The organism is Rhizobium ruizarguesonis (genome assembly GCF_012349115.1).
Lineage (GTDB): Bacteria > Pseudomonadota > Alphaproteobacteria > Rhizobiales > Rhizobiaceae > Rhizobium > Rhizobium ruizarguesonis.
Genome location: NZ_PQIG01000100.1, coordinates 165,395 through 177,688 on the forward strand (window position 1 = coordinate 165,395; position 12,294 = coordinate 177,688).

Here is a 12,294-nt window from a genome sequence, read left to right on the forward strand (position 1 = left end):
GGTCAGTATTCTCCGGAATCGAGGCCCGGCGACGAGAAATGTTGCCAGGCCGCCGTCACCGTCTCTGGGCTGATCCCGCTCGCCGCGCAGAAGGCCATCGCCGTCGGTTCATGGTTCATCAGGAAATCCATCAGGCCGGCGAGGAATCCCGGATCGTTGACGGCGTTGCGCACCTGGCCAGGCGCTACACCCGTCAGGGCAAGAAAGCGGCCGAACATTTCGGGATCACCGGCAAGCCAGCCGAGCACGGCGATCGCCGTCTCGTGCGGGTCGGCAGCCTGTTGTTTCGAAGTCTTGAAGTTGCTTTGCATTTCGCTGGGTAAGTTACCTTTTCTTCAACCAAATACCGGTAGCGTGCACTATCGGTTTCACGCAGCTTTTGTCCGCATGTGCCTTTGTCATGGGACGAACCGCTGCGCGAACGGACGTAGGGACAGCTTGTCATGCCCAAACAGGTGATGATTGTAGAAGATAACGAGCTCAACATGAAGCTCTTTCGCGACCTCATCGAGGCGTCCGGCTATACGACGATCCAGACCAGAAACGGCATGGAGGCGCTCGATCTGGCGCGCAAGCATCGCCCCGACCTCATCCTGATGGATATTCAGCTTCCCGAGGTCTCCGGCCTCGAAGTTACGAAATGGCTGAAGGAGGACGACGAGCTGCACGTGATTCCCGTCATCGCCGTGACGGCTTTCGCGATGAAGGGGGACGAGGAGCGGATCCGCCAAGGCGGCTGCGAGGCCTATGTTTCAAAGCCGATCTCGGTTCCGAAATTCATCGAGACGATCAAGACCTATCTGGGCGATGCCTGACGCATCGGAAAGACGCTTATGACTGCGCGAATACTGGTGGTTGACGATATTCCGGCCAACGTGAAGCTGCTCGAAGCGCGGCTGCTTGCGGAGTATTTCGACGTGATGACCGCAGCAGACGGCTACACGGCACTGGCGATCTGCGAGCGCAACCAGGTCGATCTCATTCTGCTCGACATCATGATGCCTGGCATAGACGGTTTCGAGGTCTGCGAGCGGCTGAAGGCCAGCCAGAAGACCGCCCATATTCCAGTCGTCATGGTCACCGCGCTCGACCAGCCGACCGATCGCGTACGCGGCCTGAAGGCTGGCGCTGACGATTTTCTCACCAAGCCGGTCAACGATCTGCAGCTGATCTCCCGGGTGAAGAGCCTGCTACGGCTGAAGACGTTGAGCGATGAGCTGCGCATCCGCGCCGACACCGCCCATACGATGGGCATCGACGACCTCACGCGGGCAGGGGAGGGTCGCGCCGACGAGACCGCTCAGGTCCTGCTCGTCGACGGCCGCGCCAATTCGCAGGAGCGCATCATCAAGGCGCTGAAGCCCGTCGCCGACGTCCTTGCCCTCTCCGATCCGCAGGCCGCCCTGTTCGAGGCGGCCGAAAGCGCGTTTGATCTCGTCATCGTCAACGCCAACTTCGACGATTACGATCCGCTTCGCCTCTGTTCGCAGCTGCGCTCGCTGGAGCGCACCCGTTTCCTGCCGATTCTGATCATCACAGAGCAGGGCGCTGACGAGATGGTCGTGCGCGCGCTCGATCTCGGCGTCAACGACTACATCATCCGCCCGGTCGATCCCAACGAACTGGTTGCCCGCAGCCTGACGCAGATCCGCCGCAAGCGCTACAACGACCGCCTGCGCGCCAGCGTCAAGCAGACGATCGAGCTTGCCGTGACCGATCCGCTGACCGGCCTTTATAACCGGCGCTATCTCGACAATCACCTGAACGTGCTCTTCAACCGTTCGATGGCGCGGGGCAGGCCGCTTTCGGTGCTGATCACCGATATCGACCGCTTCAAGCAAGTGAACGACACCTACGGCCATGACGGCGGCGACGAGGTGCTGCGGGAATTCGCAAATCGCGTCCGTTCGACCATCCGCGGTGCCGATCTTGCCTGCCGCTATGGTGGGGAGGAATTCGTCGTCGTGATGCCCGACACCTCGCCGGAAATTGCCGCTACTGTCGCCGAGCGCCTGCGCGCGGCGATCGAAAGCGCTCCCTTTATGCTGAAACACTCCGGTGAAGCGCTAAATGTCACTGCTTCCTTCGGCATCGCCTCGCGTATTGCATCGGTGCTGACCCCGGACCAGCTGATGAAGCAGGCGGATCTGGCTCTTTACGAGGCCAAGAACACCGGCCGCAACCGTGTGGTCGCCGCGGCGGCGTGACGAATCACTTGCGGCCATACGCGCCATTTGCGGGTTTTCCACTGCGGTAAGCGAATTGTTACCGATTTTTAATCTTCGCCTGTGCAACGCGGGGCGAAAAATTTGGAATTCAATAGCCCAAAAATGGACTCGCCGCGTTGCTGCGGATGTGTTGGCGCTAGATAGTCTTCAGAGCGTCAGGCCGTAGCTCAAAATGAAACGAAGACTATAAAAAATGCCTGCCGCCAACCGGGTCAAATAGATTGCGGCGACGTCACCTCACGTAAGGGGAGGGCAGGCGTAAGTTGTTAAGTTATATTGTCGAATTTCTTCGAAGGGTGAAGCGCTACGCTTCAAGCTCAAGCAGAGCCGATCAATCTTTGTATGTCCCAAATCTGGACTTTTAACCATAGAATCAAGATAAGAAAATTCATCATTAAGAATTTGTTGATTTTCTTTCATTTTTGCGCAAATTATCGGCTCATAAGAGAAGCGCTCCCGTTGAGGAGTTGTCGATACCCCATGATGCTCAGGTCCGCCGCATCTCCTGGGTCGTGGGGTCGGTCGGCTAGTAGGCAAGTTATAGCGGTTCCTCGTGCCGTTTTGCATGCTGGCCGACCCCCTTTCAAGAAAACGCCGCCACTTCCCGAAGATGGAAGGGCGGCGTTTTGTCTGTTTGCGCTATCATTTTTCAAAGACCACAAACCGGCAATAAAAAACGCGCACCGAAGGCGCGCGCTTTTGTGAAATCCGTCAGGCCAAGTGATTACTTGATCTTGGTTTCCTTGAACTCGACATGCTTCTTTGCAACCGGGTCGTACTTCGTCTTCGTCATCTTGTCCGTCATCGTACGGCTGTTCTTCGTGGTGACGTAGAAGAAACCGGTGTCGGCTGTCGACAGCAGCTTGATCTTGATTGTTGTAGCCTTGGCCATGGTCGTCCTGCCTTTAAGAAAATGAAAGCCGTGGAAGCCGGATGGGCTCCACGGCAAATCCTGGCGCGAAACTACGAATCCCGCCCGAAAAGTCAAGCCCGTTTTCGAATGAACATCAGTCTGATGCCGGAAAGTAGGGCGTAAAGACCGAAGAAAGCGGCAATCGCCCAGGCAAACCCGTTATTTCCAGCGACATCGATCGCCGCGCCGATCGCCTGCGGCCCGGCCACGGTTCCCATCGCATAACAGAAGACGAAGGCAGCATTGGCCGCAGCAAGATCGGAGCCCGTCAGCCGCGAGCCGAGATGGCTGAGGCCGACCGTATAGAGACCTGAGACGCAGCCGCCCCAGAAAAGCAGGAGCCCGGCCATCAGCAGCCAGTTGTTGAGCAACAGCGGCAACATCATCGAGCCGATGAAGCCCATCAGCGCCATGCCGGCCAGAAGCGGCCGCTTGTCGGCGATGCGGTCGGAAAGCAGGCCGAGCGGGATCTGAAAGATGACGTTGCCGACGCCCATCATGGTGAGCAGAAGTGCTGCCTGCGATTCGGTGAAATGGGCGCGCACGGCAAAGATCGGGAAAAGCGACAGCCCGCCCGCTTCGACCGCGCCGAAGATGAAGACCGCCGCCGTCGCCGTCGGCACCAGGAAAACGTAGCGCATGAAATGCAGCTCCGGTTTTTCCTCGAGCACCGGGCTCTCGTCGCGGGCGATGAAGATCGGGATGGCCGCAAGCAGGATGGCGGCGGCGCCAATCAGGAAGGGGAAGATGCCGTCGCTGCCGAGGACCGAAAAGAGCAGGGGTCCGGCCGCGAAGCCAAGGGAAAGCACCGTCGCATAGATGCCGAGCACGAAACCGCGCTTGGAAGGCGGCGAAGCCGCATTGATCCAGAATTCGGAGAGGATGAACAGCGTCGTCGTCGCGCCATGGAAGGCGAAACGCAGCGGGAACCACATCCAGAAATCCTGGGCGTAATAGAAACCGAGCGCGCTCAGCGCCGAAATCAGCACGGCCCAGAGCATTGTCGGCGCAACACCGTATTTATGGGCAAGCTTGGTGGTAACAGGTGCGGCGGCCATCGCCGCGACCCCGGCCATCGCCGTGTTGAGCCCGATCAGGGTGGAGGAGATGCCACGTTTTTCGAGGATGATGCTGAGAAGCGGGAGTCCGAGGCCAATTGCTATGCCAACGGCTGATATGGACGAGATGGCTGCCACCAGAGAAGGCCAATGGATTTCTTCGACATCGCCCGGTGTGCCGGTTCTCGGCTGAGACATTTATCCATCCTTAGAAAGCTAAGCGAGCGAAACGGCCGGTCACCTCACACAGAAAGACACAGGCGTGCCAAATCCAGGTGACGGGCAGCGTTTCGCAGTATTTCCGATGTGAGTGACCACCTACGGAATGTAAAGCCTGTTCAGACAAGAAAAGCTTACCATGTCAAGTCGTTGAGGATCGTCGGCTGCCGCGTTCGGGTGGGTGGTGGTCGGTGGAACGCTGGCACTACACGTTAAATATGTCTGGAAGGTGAAGGCGTTAATCCGGCCGGCTGGGGATGTCATAATCGTCCGGGCCATCGCTCTCTCCACCGAAGCCGTGCATGCGCAGCGCCCATTGCAGGCCGATGACTCCGCCCTTGATCGGCTGGATCGAGGCAAGCGCGGTGATGATGGTGATTGGCGCCCAGATGGCAAGATGGACCCAAACCGGCAGCACGAAGGTCATGTCGGTCAGCATATAGCCGCCGACCACGACGTGGCCGAGGACGAGGATGACGATATAGGGCGGCAGATCGTCCGCGCGTTGGTGATGCATCGCCTCGCCGCAGGCCGCGCAATGATCGACCGGCTTCAGGAAGGCGCGAAAGAGCTTACCGCTGCCGCAGGCCGGGCAGCGGTTCATCAGCCCGCGCATGATGGAGCGCCCAAGCGGACGCTCGACCTCGGGCGTATCCCCGTAGCGGGCGACCGGATCGGTCGGTGTGCTCATCGCATGTTCCTCTTCGGATCTAAAACATGTCGTTATCGCGAAACTGTGCAGCGGTTTCGCGGTAACGACATGCGTAAAAACAAGGACCTAAAGCGCGGGGAGCCAATCTGAACGATTGCGACGCGCTTTAGTGCCGTCCGCGCGGCGGCCTCGTTCCGGGCTTCTTGCGAACCTGGCCCCTGTCGCGGCGGCCCGCCTTGTGGAAGGAGCGCACCGCCGCCGGCATCTCGCGGCCCTCGCTGATCATCTCGAAACGCAGCGCACCGGCAAGCGGGATCGCTTCGGCAAGTTTCACGGTGACGCTATCGCCCAGGCGATAACCGAGCCCTGTTCGTTCACCCGAGAGTGCCTGATGCGCCTCGTCATAGATGAAATAATCGCTGCCGAGCGTAGATATAGGGACGAAACCGTCGGCGCCATAGTCCGGCAGAGAGACAAAAAGTCCCGATTTCGTCACGCCCGAGACCCGCCCGGCAAATTCTTCGCCGACGCGGCCGCTGAGGTGATGGGCGATCAACCGGTCGACGGTCTCGCGCTCGGCTGCCATGGCCCGGCGCTCGAAGGTCGAGATTTCAGCGGCGATATCATCGAGCGCTGCCTCTTCGTCGGGCGTGATGCCGCCTTCGCCGAAGCCGAGCGAGCCGACGAGGGCGCGATGCACGATGAGATCGGCATAGCGGCGGATCGGCGAGGTGAAGTGGGCATATTTCATCAGGTTGAGGCCAAAATGGCCGATATTCTCGGGACCGTAGATCGCCTGGCTCTGCGAACGCAGCACCATCTCGCTCACCATGGTCTGATGCGGTGTGCCGTCCGCCTTCGCCAGAATGCCGTTGAAGTTGTTGGCGCGCATGTTGCCGCCCTTGGCAAGCGAGATGCCGAGCGTGGCCAGGAACTCGCGCAGGATTTCCTGCTTGGCAAGCGTCGGGCCGTCATGGATGCGGTAGATCAGCGGCTGACGTTTCTTTTCCAGCGTCTCGGCGGCGCAGACGTTTGCCTGGATCATCATCTCCTCGATCAGCTTATGCGCGTCGAGCCTTGGCGGCACGACGACCCGGTCGACCGTGCCGTCGGACTTCAGCAGGATCTTGCGCTCCGGCATGTCGAGTTCCAGCGGCTGGCGCCTGTCGCGTCCGCGCTTCATCACCTCATAGGCGTGCCAGAGCGGCTTCAGGATCGGCTCGAGCATCGGTCCGGTCTGATCGTCCGGTTTGCCGTCGATCGCCGCCTGCGCCTGCTGGTAGGACAGCTTGGCCGCGCTCTTCATCATGATGCGGTGGAAAATGTGGCCGATCTTGCGGCCTTCGCCAGAAAAGCTCATGCGCACGGCGAGCGCCGGGCGGTCGACGCCTTCCTTCAGCGAGCAGAGATCGTTGGAGATGCGCTCCGGCAGCATCGGCACGACGCGATCCGGGAAATAGACCGAGTTGCCGCGTTTCAGCGCTTCGCGGTCGAGCGGCGAATTCGGGCGGACATACCAGGAGACGTCGGCAATCGCGACGGTGACGACGACGCCGCCAGGATTGTCGGGCGAGGGGTCGAGCTCGGCATAAACCGCGTCGTCATGATCCTTGGCATCGGCCGGGTCGATGGTGATCAGCGGCACGTCGCGCCAATCCTCGCGATGCGACATGCTGGCCGGTTTTGCGGCTTCCGCCTCGGCGATGACAGCCGGCGGGAAGACATGCGGGATGCCGTGCGCATGGATCGCGATCATCGAGATCGCCTTTTCCGAACCGACGGAACCGACGACGGAAAGCACCTTGGCGCGCGGCAGACCGAAACGGCCGAGACGGGCGATTTCGACTTCGACCAGGTCGCCATCCGCGGCGCCGCCGGTGAACTCGGGATCGATCACCATCTCCTCGCCGCGCCGTTCGATCGGCAGCAGCCGGCCGCCGCCACCGGGTGCTGTGCGGAAGACGCCCATCGAGGCGCCGCGGCGCCTGTCGATCACCTTGATGATCCGCGCCGTATAGGCCGGCCCGCCGCGATCGACAGCCGGGAAGATCTTCGCCAGGATACGGTCGCCGAGGCCTGCGACCGGCGCCTTACCCTTGCCCTGCCGGCCTGCTGGAGATTGCTGGCGGATGGCGACGGCGGGTGCCACGCCCTGATCCTCCGGCCATTCCGCCGGCCGGCCGATCAGATCGCCATCCTTATCGCGCGTGGTGATATCGAGAACCGTGACGGGCGGCAGCGCACCGGGACGGATCAGCGACTTGCGGTTCTTCTGCAGCATGCCTTCCTGCTCGAGCTCCTGCAACATGTGCTTGAGCTCGACGCGGTTGTCGCCTTTCAGGCCGAAAGCCTTGGCGAGTTCACGCTTGGACGCTTTCTGTGGATGATCGGCGATGAAGCGCAAGATCACCTCGCGCGAAGGCAGCGCGCCGTGGACGATGTTCAGCGGCTCGACGGCGGGAGCATCCTTGCCGGCGCGGCCGATCTTGCCCGGGCGCTTGCCCGCAGGGTTCGTTCTCTCACGTGGTATTCTGCTCACGTCAGCTCTTTTTCGATTTCGCGGGCGCTTTCGCCTTCGTTGTCTTCGGCTTGGCGGCTGTCTTGGTGGTCTTGGTTTCGGCGGCTGCGGCCTTTGGCTTGGCTTTCGCCTTGGCCGCCTTGCCCACAGGTGCCTTGCCTGCCTTTTCGGCGATCAGCGCAAGCGCCTCCTCGACGGTGATCGCCTGGGGATCCTTGCCCTTCGGCAGTGTGGCGTTGACCTTGCCCCAGTTGACATAAGGGCCGTACTTGCCGTCGCGAACGGTGATCGCGCCACCATCAGGATGATCGCCGAGCGTCTTCAGTGCCGCTGGCGTGCCGCGCGCACCCCGGCCCGGTGCCTGTTTCGCCTTTTCGGCGATGACAGTCACGGCGCGGTTGAGGCCGACCGAGAACACGTCCTCGACGGTTTCCAGATTGGCATAGGAGCCGTCATGCAGGAGGAACGGTCCATAGCGGCCGATGCCGGACGAGATCATCTTGCCCGATTCAGGATGCTTGCCGATATCGCGCGGCAGCGAGATCAGCGCCATCGCCTTTTCATAATCGATGTCCTCGGGCTTCCAGCCCTTCGGCAACGAAGCGCGTTTGGCTTCTTTGCCGTCGCCGCGCTGGATATAGGGGCCGAAGCGGCCGGAACGGAGCGTCAGCTCCTCGCCGGTGGTCGGATCGGTGCCGAGGTTCTTCGGCTCGTTGAGGGCAGCACCGTCCGCTTCTCCACCATTTTCCGAGGAGAGCTGGCGCGTGTAATTGCATTCCGGATAGTTCGAGCAGCCGACGAAGGCGCCGTATTTGCCGAGCTTCAGCGACAAGTTGCCGGTGCCGCAGACCTGACAGATGCGCGGATCGCTGCCGTCCTCTCGTTTCGGGAAGACGAGTGGTGCCAGCGCCTCGTTCAGCGAATCGAGCACGTTGGTGACGCGCAGTTCCTTGGTGTCCTCGATCTGGGCGAAGAAATCCTTCCAGAAATCGCGCAACACCTGCTTCCAGTTCAACTCGCCGGCGGAAATCCGGTCAAGCTTCTCTTCGAGATCGGCGGTGAAATCGTATTCGACATATTTGGTGAAGAAGCTCTCGAGGAAAGCCGTCACCAACCGGCCCTTGGCTTGCGGGATCAGCTTGCGCTTGTCGATCGTCACATAGTCGCGGTCGCGTAGCGTTGCGAGCGTCGCGGCATAGGTGGAGGGGCGGCCGATGCCGAGCTCTTCCATCTTCTTGATCAGCGTCGCTTCCGAATAGCGCGGCGGCGGTTCGGTGAAATGCTGCGTCGAATTGATCTTTTGCTTGGCGAGCGCCTCGCGCGCATTGATCTCCGGCAGGCGGCCATCCTCGTCGCCGTCGTCGCTCTGTTCGCCGTCCTCTTTCTGGTCGGTATAGGCGGCGATGAAGCCGTCGAAGCGGATGACCGAACCGACGGCGCGAAGCCCGGCTTTCTCGCCCTTGTTGTCAGCGGTGATTTCAGCTGTCGTGCGCTCGATCTCGGCCGACGCCATCTGGCTGGCGATGCCGCGCTTCCAGATCAGCTCGTAGAGCCGGATCTGGTCGGCATCGAGGAATTTGCGGACACGGTCGGGCGAACGATAGAAATCGGTCGGACGGATCGCCTCGTGCGCCTCCTGGGCGTTTTTCGCCTTGGTCGAGTAGAAGCGCGGCTTTTCCGGCATGTAGCGCTGGCCGAACTGGTCGACGATGGCACTGCGCGCCGCGTCGATCGCCTCGGGCGCCATTTGCACGCCGTCGGTTCGCATATAGGTGATGAGACCAACGGTCTCGCCGCCGATATCGACGCCCTCATAGAGCCGCTGCGCGATCTGCATGGTACGCGAGGCGGAGAAGCCGAGATTGGAGGAAGCCGCCTGCTGCAGCGTCGAGGTCGTAAACGGCGGTCCCGGGTTGCGCTTGACCGGCTTCGCCTCGACCGTATCGACGACATAGCTCGCACCTTCGAGCAAGGCCTTGAGCCGGCCGGCATCCTCGCTGTTGCCGATTGCGCGCGGCTGCAGCCGTTTGCCGTTCGCCGAAACCAGTCTTGCCTCGAACTCGTCGCCGCGCGGCGTCTTCAGAAGTGCCGAGATGTTCCAGTATTCTTCCGAAATGAAGCGCTCGATCTCGGATTCGCGGTCGCAGACGAGGCGAAGCGCCACCGACTGGACGCGGCCGGCCGAACGTGCGCCGGGCAGCTTGCGCCACAGCACCGGCGAAAGATTGAAGCCAACGAGATAATCGAGCGCGCGGCGCGCGAGATAAGCGTCAACCAGCGGCACGTCGATATCGCGCGGATCGGCCATCGCGTCGAGCACCGCCTTCTTGGTGATCGCATTGAAGACGACGCGCTTGACCGGCTTGCCGTTCAGCACACGCTTCTTGTTCAGCATGTCGAGAACGTGCCAGGAAATCGCTTCGCCTTCGCGATCCGGGTCGGTCGCGAGAAACAGGCCATCGGCAGATTTCACCGCGTCGGCAATGTCCTTCATCCGCTTGGCGGAGGCGCTGTCGACCTCCCAAAGCATTTCGAAATCCTGATCGGGGAGGACTGAGCCATCCTTGGCAGGCAGATCGCGCACATGGCCGAAGGAGGCGAGCACTTTGTATCCCGGACCCAGATACTTGTTGATCGTCTTAGCCTTGGCAGGCGATTCCACCACTACAACATTCATCATGATTCTCTAAAAAGGAAAGGACGCCAGCGTTGAAACCAGCGCACACACACCGCAACTTGGATACCGGCCCTTCGACATGGACAGGGAAATCGCCGCGGTCAAGGGGTTTGCTACAATTTTACCTCTTGCATCTGTTGCAGCCGAGAGGGGATTGTCGGGAAAATACAATTTTAGATGGGTTGGCAAAGGTTTTTCGACACAGGGTTCGGCAATTCGCAAAGCCACCGCCTGATGTCGCGCAAGGTTCAATCGGAAAGCGAGACAAGGCCGCCCTGATGCCGGTGCAGTCTGCCTGATATATCGAGTTCCAGAAGGATGAGATAGACTGCGGATGCCGAGAGGCCGGTATGACGGATGACGTCGTCTATCTCAACCGGGGTCGGCCCGAGCGCATCGATGATGCGGGTTCGATCGGAATCGCCTGGTGGCACCGATATGGGCTTGCCGTCACGCGCAGGCTCCTCTGCCATCGATGACGAGAACAGGTCGAATTGCGTAAGCGGCGCCAGGGCCTCGATGACATCGGCGGGTGCGGTGACGATCGAAGCACCTTCCTTCAGCAGGCCGTTGGTGCCATGGCAGCGCGGATCGAGCGGTGAGCCGGGCACGGCAAACACCAGGCGGCCGAACTCGCCGGCAAGCCGTGCCGTGATCAGCGAGCCCGAACGCGATGCCGCTTCGATGACGACGAGACCGAGTGCGATACCGGCGATCAGCCGGTTCCTGCGCGGGAAATCGCGGGCGCGGGGCTCCCAACCGAAAGGCATTTCGCTCACCGCCAGGCCGTTGCCGCCGGTTATCTCCTCGAGCAGGCCGATATTCTCCGGCGGGTAGGGCTGGTCGAGGCCGCCGGCGAGCGCCGCGATCGTGCCCGTGTCGAGGCTTGCCCGGTGGGCTGATGTGTCGATGCCGCGTGCCAGGCCGGAGACCACTGTATAACCCGCCCGACCGCAGTCGCGCGCCACCATCGCCGCGAATTTCGCACCAGCGATCGAGGCGTTGCGAGAGCCGACGATGCCGACGGCCGGGCGTTTGGCGGCGGCAAGTGCGCCCTTGACGGCCAGAAGCGGCGGCGCGCCGTCGATCTGTTTCAGCGCTTGCGGGTAGTCCGGCTCGCCGATGCCGACGAAGCGGGCGCCGAAGCGATGCGCCGCCTCCAGTTCCCGATGCGCCTCGGCCTCGCTGGCGATGCGGATTGCCCGTGTGGCGCCGCCGCGCGCCGAAAGCTCCGGCAGTGCGGCAAGCGCTGCCTCGGCCGAGCCGAAATGATTGATGAGGTCGCGAAAGGTGGCAGGGCCGATATTGTCGGAACGGATAAGGCGCAGCCAGGCAATTCTCTGCCGTTCGGTCAGCACGACGCCTTTTGGTCCCGCGCTCAGCGCATCCATTATCCCTTTGCCCCGATCTTGCTTTCCGTCCCGCTCATCAGGCGGGAAATATTCGCCTTGTGCTTCCAGTAGGAGATGAGGGTCATGATCGCCATGACAGCCGCAACCTTTTCGTTACCCAGTATCCACAGCGCAACCGGAATGACAAGCATGGCGACCAGCGCCGACAGCGAGGAGTAGCGGGTAGTGAAAGCGACCGCCAGCCAGACGGCAGCGAAGAGCACGACCATGATCGGCGCGACGCCGAGCAGGGTGCCGATATAGGTGGCGACACCCTTGCCGCCCTTGAAGCCGATCCAGACCGGGAAGAGATGGCCGATGAAGGCGAAGAAGCCGGCGATGATCGCGGCCTCCTCACCGAGGAAATAGCCGACGATCCAGGCTGCGGCCGATGCCTTCAACGCATCGAGCAGCAGCGTCGCCGCGGCGAGCGACCGGTTTCCTGTTCTGAGCACATTGGTCGCGCCGATATTGCCGGAGCCGATGCTGCGCACGTCGCCGAGGCCGGCGGCGCGCGTGAGGATCAGACCGAAAGGGATCGAGCCGAAGAGGTAACCGATAACAGCGGCGGCAAGCGCGATCGGCAGCGTGATCTGCCATGACATGAGATTGGATAACATATGCCCCTCAGCCCCTCC

10 protein-coding genes are annotated in these 12,294 nt (G+C 61.4%); 2 read left to right on the forward strand and 8 right to left on the reverse strand.

Annotation, left to right across the window (positions count from 1 at the left end):
* Positions 1–2 precede the first annotated feature (2 nt).
* Positions 3–311, reverse strand: coding sequence for a DUF3572 domain-containing protein (locus C3Y91_RS26880; protein ID WP_018494103.1), 309 nt, complete (start codon positions 309–311; stop codon positions 3–5).
* A 132-nt stretch (positions 312–443) separates the two neighbouring features.
* Here C3Y91_RS26880 and C3Y91_RS26885 point away from each other — a divergent pair, with 132 nt between their 5' ends.
* Both C3Y91_RS26885 and C3Y91_RS26890 read left to right on the forward strand, forming a co-directional pair.
* Positions 444–815: a response regulator gene (locus tag C3Y91_RS26885; protein WP_003547430.1), complete on the forward strand. Its 372-nt coding sequence runs from the start codon at positions 444–446 to the stop codon at positions 813–815.
* 18 nt (positions 816–833) lie between these two features.
* Complete coding sequence (locus tag C3Y91_RS26890; RefSeq protein WP_018069488.1) at positions 834–2,207, forward strand: PleD family two-component system response regulator; 1,374 nt, start codon at positions 834–836, stop codon at positions 2,205–2,207.
* A 745-nt stretch (positions 2,208–2,952) separates the two neighbouring features.
* On the opposite strand, the gene rpmG is transcribed toward C3Y91_RS26890, so the two are convergent.
* The 7 genes from rpmG to plsY form a co-directional block, all read right to left on the reverse strand.
* Positions 2,953–3,120, reverse strand: a complete 168-nt coding sequence (gene rpmG / locus C3Y91_RS26895) for a 50S ribosomal protein L33 (RefSeq protein WP_003547442.1) — start codon at positions 3,118–3,120, stop codon at positions 2,953–2,955.
* A 92-nt stretch (positions 3,121–3,212) separates the two neighbouring features.
* Positions 3,213–4,397: an MFS transporter gene (locus C3Y91_RS26900; protein WP_018069489.1), complete on the reverse strand. Its 1,185-nt coding sequence runs from the start codon at positions 4,395–4,397 to the stop codon at positions 3,213–3,215.
* 259 nt (positions 4,398–4,656) lie between these two features.
* On the reverse strand, positions 4,657–5,109 hold the full coding sequence (locus C3Y91_RS26905) for a DUF983 domain-containing protein (RefSeq protein WP_024321100.1): 453 nt from the start codon (positions 5,107–5,109) through the stop codon (positions 4,657–4,659).
* A 127-nt stretch (positions 5,110–5,236) separates the two neighbouring features.
* On the reverse strand, positions 5,237–7,609 hold the full coding sequence (gene rnr, locus C3Y91_RS26910) for a ribonuclease R (RefSeq protein WP_130664417.1): 2,373 nt from the start codon (positions 7,607–7,609) through the stop codon (positions 5,237–5,239).
* A gap of 1 nt (position 7,610) precedes the next feature.
* Complete coding sequence (topA, locus tag C3Y91_RS26915; RefSeq protein WP_168576031.1) at positions 7,611–10,265, reverse strand: type I DNA topoisomerase; 2,655 nt, start codon at positions 10,263–10,265, stop codon at positions 7,611–7,613.
* Positions 10,266–10,513: 248 nt separating this feature from the next.
* Positions 10,514–11,656 carry a DNA-processing protein DprA gene (gene dprA / locus C3Y91_RS26920; protein WP_018494098.1) on the reverse strand — a complete coding sequence of 381 codons (1,143 nt, stop codon included), beginning with the start codon at positions 11,654–11,656 and terminating at the stop codon, positions 10,514–10,516.
* Positions 11,656–12,276: a glycerol-3-phosphate 1-O-acyltransferase PlsY gene (gene plsY / locus C3Y91_RS26925; protein ID WP_017963882.1), complete on the reverse strand. Its 621-nt coding sequence runs from the start codon at positions 12,274–12,276 to the stop codon at positions 11,656–11,658. The genes dprA and plsY overlap by 1 nt, the downstream gene beginning before the upstream one ends.
* Between the last annotated feature and the right edge of the window lie 18 nt (positions 12,277–12,294).